Origin of the sequence: Haloarcula sp. S1AR25-4 (assembly GCF_031624555.1) — an archaeon.
Classification (GTDB): Archaea; Halobacteriota; Halobacteria; order Halobacteriales; family Haloarculaceae; genus Haloarcula; species Haloarcula pellucida.
The window spans coordinates 751,211-773,607 of sequence record NZ_JAMQOR010000001.1; the positions used below are offsets into that span (position 1 = coordinate 751,211).

Below are 22,397 nucleotides of genomic sequence, written 5' to 3' on the forward strand. Positions count from 1 at the left end.
GACTGGCGAACGCGTGTCCACCCACGCGACGGGGTGATCAGTTCCCGCCGTCGTAGTCGTCGCCGTATATCTCACCGAGTTTCTGCTCGAACGCCTCGCGGATGTTCCGGCGTTTCTTCTTCATCGACGGTGTCAAGAGGTCGTTCTCGGCGGTCCAGTCACTCGGTACGAGTTCGAACCGCTTGATTCGCTCTAGTTGCTCCAGTTCGGCGTTGGTCTCGTCGACGGCGTCTTGCATCCACGCGCGGACCCTGTCGTCCTGACAGCGGGCGTCGTCGTCCGCCGGCAAGTCGATGCCCTCGGCGTCGGCCCACCGCTCTAGTTCCTCGAAGTTGGGGACGATGAGCGCGGCCACGAACTTCTGGTCGTCGCCGACCACCATTATCTGTTCGACCCTATCGTTCGTCGAGAAGCGGTCCTCTATCGGCTGTGGTGCGACGTTTTTCCCCGTCGAGAGGACGAGCAACTCCTTCAGTCGGTCGTGATAGACGAGGAAGTCGTCGGCTCGCCGCTCGACGATATCTCCGGTCCGGAACCACTCCGTCCCGTCGATTTCGGTGAACGCCCGCTCCGTGGCCCCCGGTTCGTCCCAGTAGCCGTCCGTGACGTTCGGGCCGTCGACGAGGAGTTCGCCGAGAGTGCCGCTCACGTCCTCGAACTCCGAGTCGTCGACCACGTGGGTATCGAGGCGGACGTTCATCTCGTCGACCGGCACCCCGAGCGTCCCCGGTCGGACGTCCTCCGGTGGATTGACAGAGATGACCGGCGACGTCTCGGTGAGTCCGTACCCCTCGACGATGGTCAGCCCCATCCCGAGGAACGTCTCACAGAGCCGCTTCGAGAGGCTCCCGCCGCCGCTGACCATGAACTCTATCTCCCCGCCCAGTTTCTCCGCGACGGTGCTGTAGACGAGTCGGTCGGCGAGTCCGTGTTTGAGTTCGAGGAGCGGTCCCGGGTTCTCGGCGCTGGCGTAGTCGCGGGCGACGTCCATCGCCCACTCGAAGATGCGCTTTTTCGCCGCCGAGTCGCTGGCCTGTTCGCGCATGTTGTCGAAGATGCGTTCGTACACTCGCGGGACGCTGGCCCCGGTGTTGGGTTGAATCCTCTGGATGTCGTCTGCAAGCGTGTCCGGGTGCTCGACGTAGCCGACGGTCGCACCGGAGCCGAACATGAAGAAGTGCCCGGACAGGCGCTCGAAGACGTGCGCCAGCGGGAGGAAGGATATGGACGTCGTATCGGACGTGATGGCAGGGAGGTCGGGGTGTTTGTCGGGTCTTGGAGCGAGTCGTTTCCGCGTCTGGTTGACGTTCGCCCGGAAGTTCTCGTGCGTGAGTCTGACGCCCTTCGGTTGTCCAGTCGTCCCGGACGTGTAGATGAGGCTGGCGAGGTCGTTCGGGTCCCGGTGGGCCAGCCACGACCGATATCGCTCCTCGTCGAACGTCTCTCGGCCCCGCCGGTACACGTCGTTGAGCGAGTAGACGTCCTCGCGGTCGGCGTCGTACTCGTCCATCACGACGATGAACGAGAGCGAGAGGTCGTCTTCGACTTCGAGGACTCGCTGGAGCAGTTCCTCGTTCTCGACGACGACGGCCTCCGCACCGGGGTCGTCGAGGAGATACCGAACCTGTCTGGGCGACGACTCCGTGTACACCGTCGTCACGACGCCGCCGACCGAGAGGAGAGCGAAGTCGGAGAGCGCCCACTCCATCCGGGTACTGGAAAACAGGCCGACGCGTGTATCGGCCTCGACGCCGAGAGCACGGAACCCCGCCGCGAGGTACTTGACGAGGTCGTGCATCTCCCGGTAGGTGAGACTGGCGTACTCGCCCGGCGGCGCCGCGGGAATCGCATCACCGGTGAGCGAGCGGTCGTACGCCCCGCCTTTGTACAACTGTGCCTCGCTGTCGGCGTTGCGTTCGGCGCTCGCGGCGAACAGTTCTCCCAGTGTGTCGTCGCCGATCACCTCGTCCGTGTACGACGCCTCTGCCGCACGCCAACCCGGAGTCCCTGCCATGGGACTGCGTTCACCACCAGTTGCCAAATATGTCAGGGATGTTCACAGGGAACACGTTTGCAAAAGTTTCCGGACCGAACGCAACCAACTGGGAACCCGGGTGAATCACTCGATGTCGATGTTCGAGCCCGATATCTCCTCGTCCTCGTCGACGGTGAAGCGAACTTCGAGGACGCCGTTGCGGTAGGTCGCGCTGGCGTCTTCGGGGTCGACGTGGGCCGGGAGCGTGATGGACTCCGTGACCGTTCTGCTGCGGTAGCCCATCCCGTCGCCCACCTCGTGTTCGCCGCTCAGGTGGAGTTCGTCGTCGTGGAGGCGCAGGGAGAGTTCGTCGCGTTCGAACCCCGGGAGGTCCGCAAGTACCACGAAGCCGTCGTCGGTCTCCTCGATGGAGACGCCGGCGTCCCAGCCGCCCTCGTCTTCGAAGCCGGTTTCGTCTCCGAAGGCGGGTGTGTTCCACGAGCCGAACATGTCGCTTCGCATCTGGTCGAACAGTCGGTCCACGTTGTCGAAGGGGTATCGTCGTCCTCTCATAACACATCCTAATACGCCGGACGAGATGATAAAGGAGTATGGACACGTGATAGCAAACGCCCGATAGAGGGCGTGGTACGCACTATATCGATATTTTGCCGTCCGTTTCCGAGTCCTGCCCGCCCAACCGCGGGGCTTTTTCGCGTCGGGTACACACCGGAGAGTATGACAGACGGGTGGTTCGCCGGCGTAGAGTCCGGTGACGAGGCGGCCGCGGCCGAGCGTATCAGAACAGGCCGGGCCGACGGGCCCGAGGCGTGGCCCCAGCAGGCCGTCGACGCCGGGTTCGCGAGCGACGAGGACGACTACTACGATCAGTTGCACGCGGCGACGATGACGGCGACGCGGGCCGCCGTCGCGGAACGTGAGACCGCCGACGACAAGCAACTCGTCCACGCGATTCGGGCGATGGCCGACTGCGAGCGGACGGCCAACGAACTCGCCGAACGCGTCGCGGAGTGGGCGGGCAGTCGGTACGGCGAGAGCGGCAGCGGCGTCGACTTCGCACGGGACGTCGTCGAGCGCGAACCCGTAGACGAAGGTGACGTCGCCCTCCAGTCGCTCGCCGAACGGACCGTCGCCGTCGCCGACGAGGCCGACGACCTGCGGACGTACATCGAACAGACGGCACCGGCCGTCGCGCCGAACCTCTCGGCGTTGGCCGGGCCAGTGCTTGCGGCCCGCCTCGTCTCGCTGGCGGGCGGCCTCGAATCGCTCGCCAAACAGCCCAGCGGCACCGTACAGGTGCTCGGGGCGGAGGACGCCCTGTTTGCCCACCTCCGGGGCGGCGCGCCGTCGCCGAAGCACGGCATCATCTTCACACACGAGTACGTCAGCGGAACCCGCCCCGAGGAGCGGGGGTCGGCCGCGCGAGCGCTGGCCGGGAAGTTGAGCATCGCTGCGCGCGTCGACCACTACAGCGGCGACCTGCGGCCAGACCTCGAAGCGGAACTCGACGAGCGCATCGAGCGCATCCGCACGCGCGGAGGTGACGGCGAATGAGCCTCCCCGACGGCGTCTCTCGACACGACTTCGACGGGACGACCAGCATCGCCACGCGTGGCCACCCCGAATACGGCGAGCGAACCGACGGCGAGTGGCGCCGCTGGGACCCACACCGCTCGAAACTCGGCGCGATGCTGGAACTCGGGATGGAGACGGGGCTGACCGCCGACCAGACCACGCTGTATCTGGGCGCCGCCGCCGGCACGACGGTCAGCCACGTCGCCGACTTCGGCGGCCCCACCTACGCCGTCGAGTTCGCGCCCCGACCGACGCGTGACCTCCTCGACGTAGCCGAGCGCCGCTCCAACCTCTTTCCCCTCCTGAAGGACGCCAGAAAGCCCGAGACGTACGCACACGTGGTCGAACCGGTCGACGTACTCGTACAGGACGTCGCCACCCGGGGACAGGGGCGCGTCGCGACGCTGAACCGGCAGTTCCTCGCCGACGACGGCTATCTACTGGCCGCTATCAAGGCCCGGAGCGAGGACGTGACCGCCGACCCCGAGGACGTGTTCGACGAGGTACTGGCGGACATCGACGCGGCCTACGACGTCGTGGCGACCGAACGACTCACGCCGTACCACGACGACCACCTCGGCGTCGTCGCTCGACCGGAGCGGTAGTGAGCGGTCGTCGGGCCCGGACGGAAGGCTTTAGCGCGTCGGTTGCCATGCACCAGTCGATGGATGAGACGGGGTCTCCCGAGAACTTCACCCGGATGAGTACGTTGGGCATCGAAGAGGAGTTCTACGTCGTCGACGACTACGGTCGGCCGACGTCCGGGACGGACGAACTCGTCTACGAGGCAGCGCCGCCGGAGCTACTGGAGGGTCGCTTAGACCACGAGCTATTCAAGTGCGTCATCGAGACGCAGACGCCGCTCATCGAGGACCCGAGCGACGCCCGCGAGCAGGTACTCGCAGTACGGGAGGCACTGGTTGACCACGCCGACCGGAACGGGTTCGGCATCGCCGCCGCCGGCCTCCACCCGCTCGCGAAGTGGCGGGAACTCGAACACGCAGCGAAGCCCCGCTATCGGGCCCAACTGGACCGCATCCAGTACCCGCAACACCGGAACACGACGGCGGGCCTGCACGTCCACGTCGGCGTCGACGACCCGGACAAGGCGGTCTGGGTCGCGAACGAACTCCGGTGGTACGTGCCCGTCATGCTCGCGCTGTCCGCGAACTCACCGTACTGGAACGGGTTCGATACGGGTTTGCAGTCCGCCAGAGCGAAGATATTCGAAGCACTTCCCAACACCGGGATGCCGACCGCCTTCGAGGACTACGAGGCGTTCGAACGCTACGAGCGGTGGATGCTCGACAGCGACAGCATCGACGACCGGGGCGAACTCTGGTTCGACGTGCGACCCCACTCTGGCCACGGCACCGTCGAGGTCCGCGCACCCGACGGACAGGCCGACCCTGATACCGTCCTCGCGTTCGTCGAGTACGTCCACGCCCTCGTCGAGGACCTCGCCGCTCGCTACGAGGACGGCGAATCCGGGACGAGACTCCGTCGAGAGCTCTTAGACGAGAACAAGTGGCGCGCCATTCGACACGGACAGTCCGCCTCTCTCCTCATGCGAAACCCCGGCGAAACGCTCCCGCTAGAGGACATCGTCGCACGCGAATGCGATAGACTCGACGTCGATGGCCTGTGGGAACTCCTCGACGGAGAGAGCGGGGCGACCCGGCAGCGGCGAATCCGTCGCGAGGAGGGCGTCGCCGCCCTCTGTGAGTCGCTGCTGCTCGACTATTGACGCCGTATCCGGTCGCTGTACCGGTACGCCACCGGCACCGTGACGAAGGGTTTTGGCTGCCACCACTACTCCAGGTGCCCCCACACCCATCAGGAGTGGCATCCTCGACCGTGGCCTCGTCCCACAGCCCGACGTCCCGTTGTACACGCAGATATCGTTCGCCGGTCGCCGACGATAACGGTTACTCGGTCGTGCTGTGCGACGATGTATTCTATTGAGTACTGTACTAAAATAGTAGTGGGTCACTCTCACCGGCGATAGTCAGACCGTGTATCCGGCGTTGTTTAAGTGCGCTCTTCGTCGATCTGTAGAAACGCACATCGTTCCTGCACGTTTGAGACGAATGGTTCCGGTTGGTGCAGACTCGCGTCGATCGACGACTCGCCCGGTCGTCGCCGCAGTGCAGTCGCCGCTCACTACCCCGAGGCAAGGTTTTTATCCGAAAGTCGCTTTCGTCCTCACAGAGACAACGCATGTCTGCAGACGACCCACACGAAGAAACCGAGGAGACCGGAGACGTGCGCGAGCGAATCGAGCAGGAAGCCGACCGCGCAGTCGAGCAGTTCGACGAGGGCATCGTCGACTTGCTCGCCTGGCTACTGGACACCGAGACCCGCGCGCGGATTTACGTCAGTCTGCGTCAGAACCCCGAGAGTACGAGCGACGAGATATCCGAGGCGACCGGCCTCTATCCGAGTACCGTTCGGGAGGCGCTCGCGGCGCTGCACGAGGAGGGGACGGTCACCCGCCAGAAACGCGAGAGCGACGGCGCTGGCAACAACCCCTACGAGTACAGCGCGATTTCGCCGAGCGAACTCGTCAACACCGTCGTCGGGGACATCCAGTCGGAACTGAACACCGTGTTCAACTTAGACGACCACCTCGGGGGCGACGACGAACCGCTCTCCGGCGACGAACCGGTCACCATCTCCGTCGAAGACGCCGACGACGAAGACGACGACGAAGCGTAATCGGAGACTGGGTCGCTGTCTGGCCCCGTGTGACGGTTTCTCGATGGTTGGGGAAGACGACACCACTAAATCGGACGACGCCGTTGCCGGGGATATGATGGTCGCACTGGGTGGGACGTTCGATCCCATTCACGATGGACACCGCGCGCTGTTCGAGCGTGCGTTCGAACTCGGTGACGTGACAGTCGGGCTCACCAGTGACGACCTCGCGCCGAAGACCCGCCACGACGAGCGTCACGTCCGCTCGTTCGCCGACCGACGTGCCGACCTCGCCGCGGAACTGTCGACGCTCGCCGAGGAGATGGGACAGGACTGGGAGATTCGCGAACTCTCCGAGCCGACCGGTATCGCGACCGAACCCCAGTTCGACGTCCTCGTCGTCTCGCCGGAGACGGAGACCGGCGGCAAGCGTATCAACGAGATTCGACGCGAACGCGGCTACGACCCGCTCGAAATCGAGGTCGTCCCGCACGTCCACGCCGACGACGGCGACATCATCTCCTCTACTCGCATCGTCAACGGCGAAATCGACGAACACGGGAACCTGACGCCCGAGCGCGAAGGCCGCGGGCAACCCTCGTAGTTACCAGTCGGGCGCTTCCAGCCCAGCATACTCTAGCAAGTCCTTCCAGCGCTGTTGTATCGTCAACCGGGAGACGTCGGTCGCGTCGGCGACGGCCGACTGGGACCGTTCCTCGCCGGCGACGAGTGCGCCGACGTAGACGCTGGCTGCCATCGTCGCTCGCTTCGAGCGGTCGTCGTCCGGAAGCGTCGAGAGAAACAGGTCGACGGCGTGTGACCGCGCCTGCGTCCCGAGGTCTAGCGTCTCTGCGGCCGTCTCGATCTCGGACAGCCACGCGTCCTGTTCGACTCGGTCGCTGGCGCGATACATGGCGTGGGGTTCTCGCTGAGCCTACCTAAATCTTCGTCGCCATCGGTCACGTCTCCGGTCGGGGCTACCGTTTTGCGACTCGGCGATTGGCTGCCGCCGAGCGCTCGTAGACTGTCCCGCACGATTTACACTCCCAGACGTACGCGCCGAGGTCTCTGAACGCGTCCTGTCCAGTCCGAGAATCGTCGCACTCGGTGCATGCTTCGGGGCGGTACTTCGACCCCGTGACAGCGGATTCGACCGGTTCTCCAGCAGCCTCGTCGACGAGCAAATCCAACACCTCACGACGCTCGTCGGCCGTCAGTTTGGCCCCCAGACCGTCGACGACGGACGATAACGCCTCGGCAGTCGCTTCGATCTCGTCGCGGACATCGTCACTGACCGTGGAATCGAGCCGCATCCCGGCGAGCTGTGTCGTCCGTCGATAGTATTCGGACAGCGCCACCGAGTAAACAGCGATCCGTGCCTGTCCGAGGACGGCATCGCGTAGCTGCTCTCTGTCGATGGGCTCTGAGAGATGGACCTGTGCCGTCGGCGTCGTATTATACACGGGGAGGTGGCTGGACGTGGCAAACACTACACGACTCTGTGGCGCCAGCCGCCACAACAGCGTCGCTAGCCGCTCACGCAACTCCGTGGAGAGTTCGTGCCGGACGATAGCGACGGTCGTCGTCTCGCTGATGGCTTCTTTCGCCTCGGCACACGACGTAGGGGTATGGACGGATATCGTATCCGCGAGCCACTTTTCGTAAAGCTCCCGGCGGGTGGACTCGTCGAATACCACGGCCGACGGAGCGTCGATAATCGGGTGCAGTGACGGCTGACCGTTTGGTTCGGACGGCGTCGTGCGGTGGCGAGTCGGGTGAGACATCCTCTTCGCTCTCGATACGGCATACACTCTCCTGTCGGGACATAAATGTTACTCAATATACATTATATCCAATAATCGAGTTCGGTGCGCCACCAGCCGTCGGCTGACGGGAGCAACACGGGCGTCGTCCCGGTCATCGCTACCCGGACCCGACAGCGGGAGAGAACGGACATCGCTATCGGAGTTGACCCGTCGCTGTTGGGGCGCGACGTCGGGGTGGCCTCGCGAGCGTTCCCGACGGTCACGCCCCGGCCCGCAAACGAAGGGTTCTTGATGACCTCGCCGGAACGAGTGACTGCGCGCGGGTTGCCGAGCCAGGAAAAGGCGTAGCGCTTAGGACGCTATCCCGTAGGGGTCCGCCGGTTCAAATCCGGTCCCGCGCATGAGCGAACGAACGTGAGCGAAGAGCAGGACCGATTTGCACCCTGCAAGGAACGCGCAGTGAACGGCTGTGAGCGAGCATTTCTTGCTCCGGTTCAAATCCGGTCCCGCGCATTTCGACTGACCGCGAACGGACGTGAGCGGTCTGTGAATCGTGACGAGCGGATTCTGAACCCTGGAAGACGAGCGACGCGAGTCTTCCTCCGGTTCAAATCCGGTCCCGCGCATGAGCGAACGAACGTGAGCGAAGAGCAGGACCGATTTACACCCTGCAAGGAACGCGCAGCAAACGGCTGTGAGCGAGCATTTCTTGCTCCGGTTCGGCTCTGTTGAAATCCTATCGTTCCAATATTTGTCTCACTGGAATAGCCGTTAGGTGTGCGTATTTATCGCCAGCAGTTTTAATAGGTTTTCTAAGCGCCGTGCAAGATGTAGAGTGCGCATCTCGCAGGAGATGCTCACCTGAAGGGGGATTATGAATCGACTAGTCCAAGAGGATGAGTGATTAGCCCGTCCGTCTTGACCGTGTGCGATTGATTCCCCCTGACTGGACAGAAAACATATACGCATCCCATCGGGAGCGAACTAATATGGCCAAGCCCTCCCGAAGACAGATTCTATCTGGCCTCTCTGCCGGTGTTGGCACATTGCTTGCCGGCTGTACGGCCGCCCCGGACGAATCGAACGCGACATCGACGGCAACGGCCGGTGGCAGCTCCCAACCGAACCCGACCCAATCGGTGCCGGAGTTCCCCGGTGACACTGCCTCGGACGCGTGCCCACCCTTCGATGACGCCGCCCAAGTCGTCTGCTACGAGGCGGTCGATCCCGAGGCACTGCCACTCGTCCTCGTTCCGGAAACCCAAACAGTCAAACTGGACCAACCAACCGATTTCACGCTCCGAAACCGGAGTGGACAGTGGTTCGAGACAAACTTCTACAACTGGCAACTGTACAAACGAGTCGATGGCGACTGGTACTATATCATGCCTCGGGCTACGCCACAACCACTGACACCATTGGCTGCCGGCGAGGCCCACATCTGGACGCTAACCGTTACGACTGGTAGCGTCAGCGATGGCGCTGCCATCGACATGGTCCAAGGTACGGAAACGCTCTCAGTGGATGGGCTCGGAGGCGGGCACTACGCGTTTGCAACCGATGGGTGGTTCGAAGCAGGTTCCTACGAGGAGCCGATTGCGCTCGCGGCAAGTTTCGATTTGCAGGCCGATCCACTACAGTTGACCCCGACAGCCGCCATCGCCGAGACTGAGTGGAACGGCGAGACGCTGGTCGTACGGTCAACCCGAGGTGAGGCCGGCGACGACGGCGACGAACACGATGCGTACATTCTCGAACGACTCGACGACTCCGGGCCCGATGCAGAGCAAGTTATCATTGAGCAGGTAGTACGCGACGACCAGTTGCGCGATGCCATCGCATTGAGCCAGGAATACGACGCCGCCCGGGTCCGGATAGAAGAGTTCACCGGCTCCATCCCGCCGTTCGGCCTCGACGATTCCCGTATCTACGAGTTCCGCGGAGAACGCTACCAAGTGACGACAAGGGCGGGCGACTCCCCGTAGTTTGGTCCAGTTGATTCGTCGTGGCACGCCCACTGAACAGCTTACAAAACGCAACGTGTCTGGAACCAATGACCGCTGTGCTGACTACACCCTCTATATCTAACGTCAGAGTGCCTTGTCGATGTTGTGAGTGAGACAGCCGACAACGACTTCACGGAACTGCTTCTACCAGTGCCGTGAGCGGACGAATGCGCCGTATCTCCGTTTGAGGCGAGAGTTTACCGTCTCGTTTTGACTGCGCTGACCGTATATATCGGCATCCAACCGAGCATTCCACGCTTTGTGAAGAGACGAGAACTCGCGGTGCTTGATGAGCGGACGAACACCAGTTTCACGGGCTAATGCGCGAATCTTCTGGTCATCGTAGCCCTTGTCGCCGAGGAGAACGGTCACTTCCCCGGTATTCCGCTTGATGAGCGACGGCGCAATCTTCGAGCCGTGTTTTCGTGTTGTCGTTACGTGTACGTCGATGATAGCATTCGCTCTCGTGTCCACGAGAAGCGTGACTTTCAACTGCTGAATCGTCAACTTAGTTCGCTTCGTGTAGTGCTTCGAGACATGACTGCGGTCGAACCCGGAAGCGTCGATCCCGACGACGCCGTTAGTCGGGAGAAGCGTGATCGAGAGGTTGAGCAGAACACGCCAGACTGCCATATCGAGCCGATTGAACGCTTTACACAACGTCGAGGGTGACGGGAGTTCCTCAAGCTCGATGGCTCTCCGAATGCGGGGCATCTCGATAAATTCGTCGAGAAGCATTCGGTACGTCGTGTTCTTTCGCACTTTGAGGCAGAGTAGAACGATGTGTTGGTGGAGTGTGTAGCGTCGTTTTGAGAACTTCGAGGAGTAACGAGCGACAACTCGCCGAGCCAAGTGCATCGCTTGCTCAACGAACCGGAGTAACCGCGACTTCGGGAGGGCTTCCATCCGGTTAGTATACTGGACGAACCTGTAATTCTCTGAGGATTTCAACAGAGCCTCCGGTTCAAATCCGGTCCCGCGCATTCCGACTGACCGCGAACGGACGTGAGCGGTCTATGAATCGTGACGAGCGGATTCTGAACCCTGGAAGACGAGCGACGCGAGTCTTCCTCCGGTTCAAATCCGGTCCCGCGCATGAGCGAACGAACGTGAGCGAAGAGCAGGACCGATTTGCACCCTGCAAGGAACGCGCAGTGAACGGCTGTGAGCGAGCATTTCTTGCTCCGGTTCAAATCCGGTCCCGCGCATTCCGACTGACCGCGAACGGACGTGAGCGGTCTGTGAATCGTGACGAGCGGATTCTGTACCCTGGGAGACGAGCGACGCGAGTCTTCCTCCGGTTCAAATCCGGTCCCGCACATTTTGTAGCGAACGAGACCGTGAGCAACACTCGTGGCGAGCGGTGTCGAACGACGCGAGACGACCGGAGTGGGTGTCGCCGTCGAGTGTAACTCCGGTCCCCACGTTCGACCGACTGCGAACTCCGACGCCCGGCGTCAGCGTCTCGCCGGACGGCGACGTTCGGCCCGGGTCCGTGTCGTGGTGTTTTCGCCGGAACGAGCGGCGTATCCGTGGTGTCGACGACGGGTAAGCGAGCGGTCACTCGCGGACCCAACCACAGGGTTATGCTTGTCGGGGGACTAACGTTGTGGATGGCTGACGATAAGCGCGGTCGAGACAAGCAAGCACGGGACGTCGAGAAACGCCAGCGCGAGCGGGCTATGGGCGTGGCACTGGAGCGCGCGGACGAGACGGAGCCACCGATCGAGGACCCAGAACTCGACGAGATAGAGGCGGAACTCGACGCGCTGTCGTTCCCGGCGACGGGGTCCGACGTCGTCACAGCGATCGGTGACCGGGACGTCGAGGCAGACGACGGCACCTACACCGTCGAGGAACTGGTCGCGGACACGGAGACGGAGGTGTTCGACTCGCCCGCTGCCGTCCGCGTGCTGGTCCAGCGCCCGACAGTCGCCACGGCGATAAAACGCATCGTAGAAGCGACCGACTCGCTGCAAGGCGTCGACCTCGATGGCTCACAGCGGGAGGCCTACGAGAAGACGTTCCGGGCGCTCAAGGGAATCGACGCCGACGACGAGGACGAGGGGGTAGAGGCCATCAGGGACTGGGTTCTCGAACAGATACGGGACGACGGGACGCTCCCGGGGTCCCGGGCGGTCCGCCGACAGGCCGCGGAGTTCTGTCGTGCCAACGGGTATCAGGTCCGGAACGACGAGTGGCTCGGGATATAAACCGCCGACGGCCGGCAGACGGGACGCAGTCGACAGCGTGGGCCACCCGGCGAGCGTCGGCCGGAGTCAGCTCTGCGTTCGGCGGAGAAACTCGTCGAGTTCGTCCTCGACGAGTGTGGCGACGCGCTCGCTGTACCGCCAGAGGGCCGCGTTGAGCCGTTCTTCGGTCTCGTCGTCTAGCTCGTCGGTGCCGCTGAGGACCGAGTCCGCGGTAATCTGAGGGTGATACACGCAGACGACGCCGAGTGCGGCGTCCGAACTCGTGGTCCCGCCCGTGTAGATACCGTACTGGTCGGTCCCCCAGACGCCGTCGCCACCTTGTCTCTCCAGTGCCGAGTCGAGCGAGTCGAGGAGTTGTCGTTCGTCAGCGGTGAGCAGCGGGTCCGCTCCCTCGAACAGTTCCGCGTATGCCTGTGCCCTGGCACTGGCGGTCCACTCTTCGAGGTGGGAGCGCGCTCTGAGGACGGTCTGTCTCTCGTCTGGAAGTTCGTCCATACATCTACGGGGCGCCGCAGACAAATCAACGTTGGTACAAGTTCTCGACGAGACGCCCGCAGTCGCCGTCCCTCGGCGGGCTACTTGTGCGTGAACAGCACGACGTTGTCGTCGTGAATGGCCGTACAGAGGTCCATCTCGAAGTCGAGGTTGAGGGACGTGAACTCCTGCTTGCAGACGACCATGTCGTCGAACGGTTTTTCGCAGGCCGGGCAGGCGACGGCGGTAGTGTTCTGGTACGACTTGATGGCCTCGTTGTCCTCGCGCGGCGTCAGCGACGACACGAGTTCTTCGAAGTCCTCCATACCGGGAGTCACGGCCCCCGTCGCTTAAATCATGCGCCGGGGAGGACGACACACGGCCCCGACGGCGGCACCGGTGGGATAAAGTGGGATTGCACTACTCCAAGTGAGTATGGAACGCTCGCCCGACGGAACGCGGTTCGTCCTCGTCGCGGGGACGACGGCGACAGCGGAGAGAGAGGGTATCAGCGCCGCCGGTGCCGACCCGGACCTGATGACGACGACGCCGGCGGCCGATTCGGAACTACTCGCGTACGGGCGGCCCGTGCGGACGGAGACGGTGCCGGTGAGTCCGAGTGGGTGTCCGACGCCGGCGTTGGTCACGCGCGCAGTGCGCGAGGTGCTTGGCTTCGAGGTGACGGTCGTCGACGGCGGCCTCGCGGAACCGACCGCCGCGCCGACGGTCACTGTCGGCGCCGGGCCGGGGCGAGATATCGCCGAACAGGACCCGGTGCCGACGGCCCACGGCGCCTTCGAGGCGGCCAGACAGTTCGGCCGGAAACTGCCCGCCGACGAACTGTGGCTGGCGGAGACGGTTCCCGGCGGGACGACGACTGCGCTGGGCGTGTTGCGAGCACTGGGTGAAGACGCGACGGTCTCCTCCTCACTGCCGGAGAACCCCGTCGAACAGAAAGAACGGGTCGTCGAGGCCGGACTCGAAGCCAGTTCGCTCGCACCCGGCGACGCCGCTGGGCAACCGAAGCGGGCCGTCCGACGGATGGGCGACCCCGTGTTGGCGACGGTGGCGGGCCTCGCCGCCGGTGCCGTCGAGACGGACACGGCAGTGACGCTGGCCGGCGGGACACAGCAACTCGCCGCTGCGGCGCTGGTCCGTCACGGCGGCTACGAGGGGCGACTGGGGCTGGCGACGACGACCTACGTCGCCGACGACGGGACGGCGAATCTCCGGGCGAGCGCCGCCGAACTGGACCTCGACCTGACCGTGACAGACCCCGGGTTCGCGGGGTCGGACCACGTCGCGATGGAGCGGTTCGTCGCGGGCGAGGCCAAAGAGGGCGTCGGGATGGGCGGGGCGCTGGCGCTGGCAGACCGGGCCGGCGTCCCGATGGCCGACGTTCGCGAGCAGTTCGCCGCGGTGTACGACGACCTCGTCGACGAGGTGCGCGTGGGTGGTGCGCCGTGACGGTGGGTGACCGGTCGTGAAGGGCGTCGTCCTCGCGGGCACCGCCTCGAACGTCGGGAAGACGGTGGCGACGCTGGCGACCCTCTCGGCGCTGGAGCAGGCGGGCTACGACCCACAACCCGCGAAGGCCGGGCCGGACTTCATCGACCCGAGCCACCACGAGGCGCTCGTCGGCAACCCCTCGCGGTCGCTGGACCCGTGGCTCGCCGGCGAGGAGGGGACGCGACGGACCTACTGGCGCGGCGAGGGCGACGTCTGCGTCGTCGAGGGGATGATGGGCCTCTACGACGGGACGAAGGCGTCGACGGCCCGCGTCGCCGAGGTGCTCGACCTGCCGGTCGTCCTCGTCGTCGACGCCAAATCCGGGATGGAGAGCGTCGGCGCCACGGCGCTGGGCTTCCAGCAGTACGCCGAGCGTATCGGTCGAGACATCGACGTGGTCGGGGTGCTCGCGCAGCGTGCCCACGGCGGCCGACACGCCGAAGGCATCCGCGACGCACTCCCCGAGGAACTGCGGTATCTCGGTCGGATTCCGCCGACGCCGGACCTCGACATCCCCGACCGGCACCTCGGTCTCCAGATGGGGAGCGAGGCGGCCATCGACGAGGCGGCGCTGGCCGAGGCCGGTGAGACTATCGACGCCGACGGGGTCGCAGAGATAGCACGCGACCCACCGAGCGCCTCGCCCGCCGACCCGTCGAGGACGGACGCCACCGTTGCCGTCGCCCGCGATGCAGCGTTCTGCTTCGTGTATCCCAGCACCGTCGAGCGAGTCCGTGAGCGCGGGTCCGTGGCGACGTTCTCGCCGCTCGCGGGCGACCCGGTGCCGGAGGCCGACGCCGTCTATCTGCCGGGCGGCTACCCGGAACTGCACGCCGCCGACCTCGCCGAGTCGTCGACGCTCGACGAACTCGGGACGCTGGCGGCCGACGGCCTGCCGGTGTACGGCGAATGTGGCGGCCTGATGGCCCTCTCGGAGACGCTGACGACAGCCGACGGCGACACCTACGAGATGGCGGGCGTGTTGCCGGCCGACGTCGAGATGTGCGACCGGTATCAGGCGCTCGACCACGTCGAACTAGAGGCGTCTTTCGACACGCCAGTCGCCACCGCAGGCACCCGGCGCCGCGGCCACGAGTTCCACTACTCCTCGGCGACGGTCGACGCGGACGCACGGTTCGCGTTCGAAGTGGTCCGGGGCGACGGCATCGACGGCGACCACGACGGCCTGACGGAGTACCAGACGGTCGGGACGTACTGTCACGCCCACGCCGCGAGCGGGGCGTTCGACCAGCTATTGTCAGTCTGAACATACGACGAGCGACGGCAAACGCGTCGTTCGAGTGGCAGACGACCGGCTGACGGCCCACAAACTTTTTTCCTGTCTGCAATCGTGATACGTACAATGAACGAGTTGCGCGACCTGTTGGGAGACGTGGTCGCAGACGCGAACGCGGTGTTCCTCTTCTCGCCGAGTTCGGCGGACTTCGAACGGTTCGCCGATGCCGAGGAAGCCGTCGTCGTGGTCGGTCCGGAGAACGCCGTCGAAGCGGAATCCTTCGTCGAACTCCCCATCGACTTCACCGACCTCGAAGGCCGAATCCGGTTCGGTATCGAGGGCGCTCTCGACAAGGAGTTCGTCGGGGAAGACGACGAAGTCGTCTGCGTGAGCGGATTCATGGGCGGGACGTCGAACACGATTGCACGCATCCAGACGAGCGACTTCACGCCCTCGGGCGTCTACGACCTGTTCGTCAACTCCCGGGCCGAACCCGGCGTCGTCAGGGACGTCTTCGAGGTGGCCATCGAACTCGGGAAGAAAGGCCAGAAAGGCAAACCGGTCGGTGCGCTGTTCGTCGTCGGTGACGCCGGCAAGGTGATGAACAAGTCCCGGCCGCTCTCGTACAACCCCTTCGAGAAGTCTCACGTCCACGTCGGCGACCCAATCGTCAACGTGATGCTGAAGGAGTTCTCGCGGCTCGACGGCGCGTTCGTCATCTCCGACGCCGGGAAGATCGTCTCGGCGTACCGCTACCTCGAACCGTCCGCCGAGGGCGTCGACATCCCGAAGGGCCTCGGGGCCAGACACATGGCCGGCGGTGCCATCACCCGTGATACGAACGCGACGGCTATCGTCCTCTCGGAGAGCGACGGACTCGTACGAGCGTTCAAAGGCGGGGAACTCGTCCTCGAAATCGACCCCGAGGAGTACTGAATATGCAGTTCGGATTCGACTGGCCGGACTTCATCCGGACCCTGTTCTCGCCCGAAGGGACACTCGTCATCTCCTTGCTCGTGTTGGGGCTGGGAATCCTCGTCGGGTTCCTCGTTTGGAGAGCGTCGCGGGAGTTCATGCGGGAACTCGGCGTGCCCGAGACCGTCGAGGGGACGCCGTTCGAGCGGACCGCCCGGAGCCTCGGGACGTCGACGGTTGGTATCGTCTCGAACCTCGCGGCGCTGTTCGTCTACATCCTCACGATCACCATCGCGCTGAACATCGCCCAACTCGTCAATCCCGAGGCCTACTGGACCCGCTTTACCGCGTTCCTGCCCGACCTGTTCATCGCGGTCTTCGCCATCATCATCGGCCTCATCGCCGGCGACAAGGCCAGACTCGTCGTCTCCGAGCGACTCCGGAGCGTGAAACTCCCGGAGGCCGGCGTCCTCCCGGAACTCGTCAAGTACAGCATCTTCTTCCTCGCCGTCCTCGTCGCGCTGGACCAACTCGGCGTCGAGACGATGGCCCTGCTCATCCTGCTCGCGGCGTACTCCTTCGGCATCGTCTTCCTCGCGGGACTGGCGTTGAAAGACCTGCTCGCGGCCAGCGCGGCCGGCCTCTATCTCCTGCTGACGGAACCGTACAGCATCGGCGACGAGGTGGTTATCGGCGACCAGCAGGGGATAGTTCAAGAAGTCGATATGTTCGTCACGCACGTCGAGAGCGACGGCAAGGAACACATCATCCCGAACCAGCAGGTCATGCAGTCCGGCATCGTCCGGGTCCGCGATTAGTCGGTCGCCTCGACCGGTTCCGCGGGAACGCCCGCGACGGTCGTCTTCGGCGGGACGTCCTCGGTGACCAGCGAGTTTGCCGCCACCTGCGCGTCCGCGCCGATTTCGACGCCCGGGAGGACGATTGCGCCCGCGCCAATCATCGCTCGCTCGCCGACGACCACTTCGCCCGTCCGGTACTCGTCCTGGAGGAACTCGTGACAGAGCAACGTGGCGTCGTAGCCGACGATGGCGTCGTCACGGACGGTGATGAGTTCGGGCCAGAACACGTCCGGCGTCGACTCTAACCCCCACGCGACGCCGGTGCCGACGGTCGTACCGAGGCGCCGCAGCAGCCAGTTCTTCAGTTGCAGACTGGGCGAGACTCGGCAGATCCAGATGACGACGTAGTTGACCATCACGCGGAGCGGATGCTTCGCGCTCGGCCACGAGAACAGGGAGTTGCGGGGGCCGGGCGTCGGATGGCGGTCGAGGTCGTCGTGTCGTGGGCCGCTCACGCCTGCCAGTTGCGTCCCGGTCGTAATCAAACCACTCGGAACCGGCGACTCACGGCCGCCGCCAGAACGTCGGCGTCAGCAGCACCATCACCGGGATGATCTCGATGCGGCCGACCCACATCAGGAGGACCATCAGGAGCTTGCTCGTCCGGGCGAACCCGTCGTAGGTGCCGTAGGGGCCGGCCTGTCCGAACGCCGGGCCGATGTTGAAGAACATCGACGCCGCGGCGGAGAGCGCCTCGAACTCCGTGATGGGGTCGCCGACCCGTTCGGCGTCCGCGACGAGCAACACGGTGCCGACGATGAAGATGACCAGCGCGACCAGCGTGTAGGCGTACACGTCCCGAATCGTGTCCTCGCCGACGACCTCCCGACCGACTCTGACCGCGCGGACGCTCCGTGGGTGTGCCGAGACGTTCAGGTCCCGCCAGAAGGACTTCGTGACGATGAGCCACCGGAGCGTCTTGATAGAGCAGGTCGTCGACCCGGCCATCCCGCCGCTGAACATCGCCACGAAGAGGACGTTCTTCGCGGCCGCGGACCACGTGTTGAAGTCCGTCGATGCGTAGCCCGTCGTCGTCACGATAGAGGCGACTTGAAACGTCGCGTGCCGGGCCGTCGTCTCGGGGTCGGCCGTGAACCGGGGGTCAGCGATCAGTAACCCCCCGATGAGTAGCGTCCCGGCCCCGAGGATGCCGAGGTAGAAGCGGAACTCCTCGCTCCGCCGGAGCCTCGTGGCGTTGCCGCCCAGGAGCGCGTACAGCAACACGAAGTTCGTCGCACCGACTATCATGAACAGGGTGACGGCCCACTGGACCGCCGGCGAGAACGCGCCGACGCTCTCGGCCCGCGGCGAGAAGCCGGCAGTCGCGATGGCTGTCAGCGCGTGGGCGACGGCGTCGAAGGCGGTCATCTCCGGCGCGAGTCCGAGGAGGTGCAGGGCGAGGAGGACGAGCGTCGCACCGGCAGTGAGCAGGAGGTAGACGAGCGCCAGTAGCTTCGCCGTGTCCTCGATGCCCGGCGTGAGTTTCGTGACGTCCTTCGTCCGCGTCTCCGTCTCCATCAACTGCGCGCCGGCGACCGAGAGCCGTGAGAGGACGGCCGTCGCCAGTAGCAGGACGCCGAGACCGCCGAGCCACTGGAGGACCTGCCGCCACATCAGCAGGGCCTGCGTGTGGGCGTCGAAGTCGCGGATGACCGTCGCGCCCGTCGTCGTGATGCCGCTCATCCCCTCGAACAGCGCGTTTACCGGACTCGCGAACACGCCCGTCCCCTCGACGTACAGCGGGATGGCGCCGACGACGGCGATTCCGAGCCACGCCAGCGAGACGGTGAGGAACGCCTCCCGGTCGTGGATGCGGTCCCGTTCGAACTGCACGAGCGTGGTGCCGACCACCAGCGTCGCGCCGATGGCGACGAGATACGGGACGGGCGACTCGCCGTAGGCGAGTGCGACCAGTACCGGTACCGCCAACGGGACGACGAGCCACTGGAGTATCCGGCCGAGGACGTTCAGCGACGACCGGACGTCGACCGTGGTCAGCGCCACCGGCGATCACATCCCGTCACTCCGACTGTCTCGACGCACACGGCGTTACAGAGAACGGCTGTCGGCTTCAATCCTCCGCGAAGTCCGGCGAGAGAAATCGGTTCGCGAGCCTCAGTCCGCGCCGCCGCGAATCTCGGACATGTGGTCGATGCGCTGCTGGACGAGGTCGGCCGTGCCGATGTCGTGGCGGACGCGCAGGCCCTCGGTGCCGGCCCGCTCTAGCGCGCCCTCGGCTATCTCCTCGGCCTCACCGATGGTGTCGGCGACGCCGACGACGGCGTAGGAGCGAGAGGTGGTCGTGTAGATGCCGTCCTCGCGCTGGTCGACGCTGGCGTAGTAGAGGATGGCCTCGCCCGCGTTGTCCTCGTCGATGGTGACCTTCGCGCCAGACTCCGGTTCGGTCGGGTAGCCGTCGGGGACGGCGTACTTACAGACGGTGGCCTTCGGGCGGAAGGACAGTTGCGGTAAGGAGAGGTCGTCCCGGGCCGCCGTCAGCACGTCGAGGAAGTCCGTGTTCAGGACCGGGAGCGTGTTCATCGCCTCGGGGTCGCCAAAGCGGGCGTTGAACTCGACCACGCGCGGCCCCGTCTCGGTCAGCATGAACTGGCCGTAGAGGACGCCCTTGTAGCCGTCCAGTGCGTCCACCGTCGCGCGGAGGACGTCGACGGCGTCGTTGTAGTCGTCCTCGGTCATGAACGGGAGTTCGAGGCTGGCGTCGGTGTAACTCCCCATCCCGCCGGTGTTCGGTCCCTCGTCGCCCTCGTAGGCGCGTTTGTGGTCCTGCACGGCCGGCGTGACGCGGAGCTGGCCGTTGGCGACGAACGCCTGCACGGTGAACTCCTCGCCGACGAGGCGCTCTTCGAGGACGACGCGGTCGTAGTCCGAGTCGCGGAGGTACGCCTTGGCTTCCTCGGCGGTACACTGGTCGCCGATGACGCGGACGCCCTTGCCGCCGGTGAGGCCGGCGGGCTTGACCGCGAGGTCGCCGTCGTACTCGTCGATGTACTCGCAGGCGGCGTCCATGTCCTCGAACGTCTCGAAGTCCGGACAGCCGGGGATGTCGTGCTCCCGCATGAATCGGCGCTGGAACGCCTTGTCCGTCTCGATGCGGGCCTCGGACTGCTGCGGGCCGAACGCGTAGACGCCGGCGTCGTCGAGGGCGTCGGCGACCCCCGCCGCGAGCGGTGCCTCGGGGCCGACGACGGCGAGCGTCGCGTCGATTTCGCGAGCGTAGGTCGTGACGGCCTGCGGGTTCGTCGTGTCGAGCGTCTCGAACCCGTCGGCCAGCGCGACGATGCCCGGGTTGCGGTTGCCCGCACAGGCGTACAGGTCGGCGTCGGAGTCGGCGAGCGAACGAGCGACGGCGTGTTCTCGGCCGCCGCCGCCCACCAGCAGCACTGTCTCTGTCATACCTCAAGGCCGGATGGGCTCGGATGTAAGTATTGCTCTCTCACTCCGTCGTCGTCCACCGAGTAGCGGCGGTCCCATCGGCCCCGACGCGGTCGGTGACGACGAACACCACCGGCGTGAGTGTGACGAACAGCCCGGTGACGGAGACCCATCCGGCGACCGTCGGCCCAGTGAGGACCAGCGACCGCGACGCTATCGTCGAGGAGACGCGGCGGGCTACGCCGGCATACACCGCGACGGTGCCGGTAAACAGGCTCATACTGGTGGCTGTAAGTTCGTACAGATATTCGCCACCCCGGGGTGGCGAAGTGCTTCAGTTTGTTACAGCCACCAGTATCAGTCTGGCGTCGGTCAGGACGTGGTCGACCGCGCTCGCGTCAACGTTCTGTTCTAATCTGGCCGTGCTCACCCGGCGCTCTTCCCGACTCCTCACCGCTCGATAGGCCACGAACCGTGATCGTCGAGGTCGTCGAGAGCATCCGCTCTGAGGTACGGTTCCAGTTGCGCCAGTCCCGTATCTGGCGACAGCGTATCCTCGGACTGGTCGTAGTCGACGACGCCAGCGGACGCGAGTTTCGGGACGTGCGTGTGATACAGTCGCATGTACACCGTCAGTCGTTCGTCGGGAATCGTCTCGGCGGGGACGCCGTGTTCGAACTCGGCGACGGTGTCGGCGACGGTCGCGAGCGAGACCGGCGTCGTATAGACGAACAGACAGTAGAGAGTGTATCGTCGCCAGCGCGACGCGAGCAGCGAGTACATCTCCTCGCGCGAGAGCGACGTATCGCTGCCGCCGTCCGAAGCCGGCGACATCATCGCGATGACCGCCGACTGGACTGCCGTATGTCGGTCGCCTCGTCTGTGGCGTCGAGTTCGGCCAGCACCGCGTCGATGTCCTCGCAGATCGCCTCCACGTCGTCGGTCAGGTCGTCGGCGTCGAGTCGTTCCGTCGCATCGTCGAGGAACACGCGCGCTTCGAGGAGTCGGGTCCGGGCAGATGGGCTGTCGGTCGTCATCATTCGGCCCCGACGGTCGCCGAATCGGCCACTTGGTCCTCGGATGCGGTGTCACGAATCGCCTCGTAGAAGTCCTCGACAGTGTACACCACCCCGTCGTGTCGGGCGGGGAACACGCCTTCGAGCCCCGCGTCGCCGTGGATAGCCAGACAGACGATGGGGAGCGTGACCTCCTCGCGTCGGCGACCCGACAGGGGCGAACGGACGACGCGTCGCTGGAACGCCGGGGCGAGGCTGTAGCCGTTCTCCGACGCCCACGTCTCCATCTCCCGAACCGCCCGGTGGACCGGGCCCGACACAGCCTCCTGGTCAAGGTCCCGAAAGAGCCGCGTCGGCCACGTCCGAATCGTGACGTCCGCGACCTGTGGGCTCGTTTCGAGCGCCGTCGTCTGCTGTCTGTACTGGGCCTGCACGTCGCGCACGGTGTGTCCGGTCCCCTCACGGAGCCAGAGTTCGATCGTCACTGCGTCTGTCGACTGGTCGAGGAACTGGTCGAGACGGACACAGTCGTCCGTCCGCTCGGATTTCGCTGGCGCTTCGCTCGAACCGTCCGCCCGATAGTGATCGTCATCTGTCATATTTGTGCTTTGCATTGTTCGATGTTAGCAGCGTCTCTCCGGAGGATTGCAGTTGCTCACGAACCGCCGAGTTCGCCGTCTCGTTCCGCGAGAGCGTACAGTAGAATCGGTGCGTGCCGTCCGACAGAAAGGTTCCCTAGA

At 64.9% G+C, this 22,397-nt stretch carries 25 protein-coding genes and 1 tRNA gene; 12 read left to right on the top strand and 14 right to left on the bottom strand.

Annotated elements, in window-relative coordinates; all coding sequences use genetic code 11:
• Positions 1 to 37: 37 nt before the first annotated feature.
• Together NDI85_RS03870 and NDI85_RS03875 are read right to left on the bottom strand one after the other, a co-directional pair.
• Positions 38 to 2,014, bottom strand: a complete 1,977-nt coding sequence (locus NDI85_RS03870; RefSeq protein WP_310914968.1) for a long-chain fatty acid--CoA ligase — start codon at positions 2,012 to 2,014, stop codon at positions 38 to 40.
• Between the two features lie 105 nt (positions 2,015 to 2,119).
• Positions 2,120 to 2,548 carry an Hsp20/alpha crystallin family protein gene (locus tag NDI85_RS03875; RefSeq protein ID WP_310914969.1) on the bottom strand — a complete coding sequence of 143 codons (429 nt, stop codon included), beginning with the start codon at positions 2,546 to 2,548 and terminating at the stop codon, positions 2,120 to 2,122.
• Positions 2,549 to 2,713: 165 nt separating this feature from the next.
• Between NDI85_RS03875 and NDI85_RS03880 the strand changes: the two genes are divergently transcribed.
• The 5 genes from NDI85_RS03880 (at position 2,714) to NDI85_RS03900 (ending at position 6,872) form a co-directional block, all read left to right on the top strand.
• On the top strand, positions 2,714 to 3,550 hold the full coding sequence (locus NDI85_RS03880) for an NOP5/NOP56 family protein (RefSeq protein WP_188994455.1): 837 nt from the start codon (positions 2,714 to 2,716) through the stop codon (positions 3,548 to 3,550).
• Positions 3,547 to 4,176: a fibrillarin-like rRNA/tRNA 2'-O-methyltransferase gene (locus NDI85_RS03885; RefSeq protein WP_166969531.1), complete on the top strand. Its 630-nt coding sequence runs from the start codon at positions 3,547 to 3,549 to the stop codon at positions 4,174 to 4,176. The genes NDI85_RS03880 and NDI85_RS03885 overlap by 4 nt, the downstream gene beginning before the upstream one ends.
• Positions 4,177 to 4,235: 59 nt before the next feature.
• A complete protein-coding gene (locus tag NDI85_RS03890) occupies positions 4,236 to 5,318 on the top strand; it encodes a glutamate--cysteine ligase (RefSeq protein ID WP_188994453.1) in 1,083 nt (360 codons plus the stop codon).
• Between the two features lie 473 nt (positions 5,319 to 5,791).
• The gene (locus NDI85_RS03895; RefSeq protein ID WP_188994451.1) at positions 5,792 to 6,289 is read left to right on the top strand and encodes a helix-turn-helix domain-containing protein; all 498 of its coding nucleotides are present in this window, start codon (positions 5,792 to 5,794) and stop codon (positions 6,287 to 6,289) included.
• 94 nt (positions 6,290 to 6,383) lie between these two features.
• Complete coding sequence (locus NDI85_RS03900; protein ID WP_188995680.1) at positions 6,384 to 6,872, top strand: phosphopantetheine adenylyltransferase; 489 nt, start codon at positions 6,384 to 6,386, stop codon at positions 6,870 to 6,872.
• On the opposite strand, the gene NDI85_RS03905 is transcribed toward NDI85_RS03900, so the two are convergent.
• Both NDI85_RS03905 and NDI85_RS03910 read right to left on the bottom strand, forming a co-directional pair.
• Entirely contained in the window at positions 6,873 to 7,181 is a 309-nt protein-coding gene (locus NDI85_RS03905) for a transcription initiation factor IIB family protein (RefSeq protein ID WP_188994449.1), read from the bottom strand.
• 64 nt (positions 7,182 to 7,245) lie between these two features.
• Positions 7,246 to 7,965, bottom strand: a complete 720-nt coding sequence (locus tag NDI85_RS03910; RefSeq protein WP_188994447.1) for a hypothetical protein — start codon at positions 7,963 to 7,965, stop codon at positions 7,246 to 7,248.
• A gap of 386 nt (positions 7,966 to 8,351) precedes the next feature.
• Here NDI85_RS03910 and NDI85_RS03915 point away from each other — a divergent pair.
• Both NDI85_RS03915 and NDI85_RS03920 read left to right on the top strand, forming a co-directional pair.
• Positions 8,352 to 8,435 (top strand) — tRNA-Leu (locus tag NDI85_RS03915).
• 588 nt (positions 8,436 to 9,023) lie between these two features.
• A complete protein-coding gene (locus tag NDI85_RS03920) occupies positions 9,024 to 10,019 on the top strand; it encodes a hypothetical protein (RefSeq protein WP_310914970.1) in 996 nt (331 codons plus the stop codon).
• Between the two features lie 165 nt (positions 10,020 to 10,184).
• On the opposite strand, the gene NDI85_RS03925 is transcribed toward NDI85_RS03920, so the two are convergent.
• A complete protein-coding gene (locus NDI85_RS03925; RefSeq protein WP_310914971.1) occupies positions 10,185 to 10,946 on the bottom strand; it encodes an IS5 family transposase in 762 nt (253 codons plus the stop codon).
• 707 nt (positions 10,947 to 11,653) lie between these two features.
• On the opposite strand from NDI85_RS03925, the gene NDI85_RS03930 reads away from it, so the two are divergent.
• Positions 11,654 to 12,253 (top strand): hypothetical protein, encoded by a 600-nt coding sequence (locus tag NDI85_RS03930; protein WP_310914972.1) that lies wholly within the window; start codon positions 11,654 to 11,656, stop codon positions 12,251 to 12,253.
• Between the two features lie 66 nt (positions 12,254 to 12,319).
• On the opposite strand, the gene NDI85_RS03935 is transcribed toward NDI85_RS03930, so the two are convergent.
• Both NDI85_RS03935 and NDI85_RS03940 read right to left on the bottom strand, forming a co-directional pair.
• Complete coding sequence (locus tag NDI85_RS03935; RefSeq protein WP_310914973.1) at positions 12,320 to 12,748, bottom strand: hypothetical protein; 429 nt, start codon at positions 12,746 to 12,748, stop codon at positions 12,320 to 12,322.
• Positions 12,749 to 12,828: 80 nt separating this feature from the next.
• Entirely contained in the window at positions 12,829 to 13,053 is a 225-nt protein-coding gene (locus NDI85_RS03940; protein ID WP_188994441.1) for a hypothetical protein, read from the bottom strand.
• Between the two features lie 109 nt (positions 13,054 to 13,162).
• On the opposite strand from NDI85_RS03940, the gene NDI85_RS03945 reads away from it, so the two are divergent.
• The 4 genes from NDI85_RS03945 (at position 13,163) to NDI85_RS03960 (ending at position 17,206) form a co-directional block, all read left to right on the top strand.
• Positions 13,163 to 14,194, top strand: coding sequence for a TIGR00303 family protein (locus NDI85_RS03945; protein ID WP_310914974.1), 1,032 nt, complete (start codon positions 13,163 to 13,165; stop codon positions 14,192 to 14,194).
• Positions 14,195 to 14,210: 16 nt separating this feature from the next.
• The gene (locus NDI85_RS03950; RefSeq protein ID WP_310914975.1) at positions 14,211 to 15,503 is read left to right on the top strand and encodes a cobyrinic acid a,c-diamide synthase; all 1,293 of its coding nucleotides are present in this window, start codon (positions 14,211 to 14,213) and stop codon (positions 15,501 to 15,503) included.
• Positions 15,504 to 15,599: 96 nt separating this feature from the next.
• Positions 15,600 to 16,409 carry a diadenylate cyclase DacZ gene (gene dacZ / locus NDI85_RS03955; protein WP_166969505.1) on the top strand — a complete coding sequence of 270 codons (810 nt, stop codon included), beginning with the start codon at positions 15,600 to 15,602 and terminating at the stop codon, positions 16,407 to 16,409.
• A 2-nt stretch (positions 16,410 to 16,411) separates the two neighbouring features.
• Positions 16,412 to 17,206 carry a mechanosensitive ion channel domain-containing protein gene (locus NDI85_RS03960; protein WP_188994435.1) on the top strand — a complete coding sequence of 265 codons (795 nt, stop codon included), beginning with the start codon at positions 16,412 to 16,414 and terminating at the stop codon, positions 17,204 to 17,206.
• Here the strand turns inward: NDI85_RS03960 and NDI85_RS03965 are convergent.
• From NDI85_RS03965 to NDI85_RS03995, 7 genes are all read right to left on the bottom strand, one after another.
• Positions 17,203 to 17,712: an acyltransferase gene (locus NDI85_RS03965; protein ID WP_310915524.1), complete on the bottom strand. Its 510-nt coding sequence runs from the start codon at positions 17,710 to 17,712 to the stop codon at positions 17,203 to 17,205. The two genes, NDI85_RS03960 and NDI85_RS03965, sit on opposite strands and share 4 nt — an antisense overlap.
• Before the next feature lie 40 nt (positions 17,713 to 17,752).
• Positions 17,753 to 19,252, bottom strand: coding sequence for a TrkH family potassium uptake protein (locus NDI85_RS03970; RefSeq protein WP_310914977.1), 1,500 nt, complete (start codon positions 19,250 to 19,252; stop codon positions 17,753 to 17,755).
• Positions 19,253 to 19,363: 111 nt separating this feature from the next.
• Complete coding sequence (gene purD / locus NDI85_RS03975; protein ID WP_188994430.1) at positions 19,364 to 20,662, bottom strand: phosphoribosylamine--glycine ligase; 1,299 nt, start codon at positions 20,660 to 20,662, stop codon at positions 19,364 to 19,366.
• A 40-nt stretch (positions 20,663 to 20,702) separates the two neighbouring features.
• A complete protein-coding gene (locus NDI85_RS03980; RefSeq protein WP_310914978.1) occupies positions 20,703 to 20,921 on the bottom strand; it encodes a hypothetical protein in 219 nt (72 codons plus the stop codon).
• A gap of 170 nt (positions 20,922 to 21,091) precedes the next feature.
• On the bottom strand, positions 21,092 to 21,475 hold the full coding sequence (locus tag NDI85_RS03985) for a hypothetical protein (RefSeq protein WP_188994426.1): 384 nt from the start codon (positions 21,473 to 21,475) through the stop codon (positions 21,092 to 21,094).
• The gene (locus NDI85_RS03990) at positions 21,475 to 21,678 is read right to left on the bottom strand and encodes a hypothetical protein (protein WP_188994424.1); all 204 of its coding nucleotides are present in this window, start codon (positions 21,676 to 21,678) and stop codon (positions 21,475 to 21,477) included. Before NDI85_RS03990 ends, NDI85_RS03985 begins: the two co-directional genes overlap by 1 nt.
• Positions 21,678 to 22,256 carry an HTH domain-containing protein gene (locus NDI85_RS03995; RefSeq protein ID WP_310914979.1) on the bottom strand — a complete coding sequence of 193 codons (579 nt, stop codon included), beginning with the start codon at positions 22,254 to 22,256 and terminating at the stop codon, positions 21,678 to 21,680. The genes NDI85_RS03990 and NDI85_RS03995 overlap by 1 nt, the downstream gene beginning before the upstream one ends.
• Positions 22,257 to 22,397: the final 141 nt, after the last annotated feature.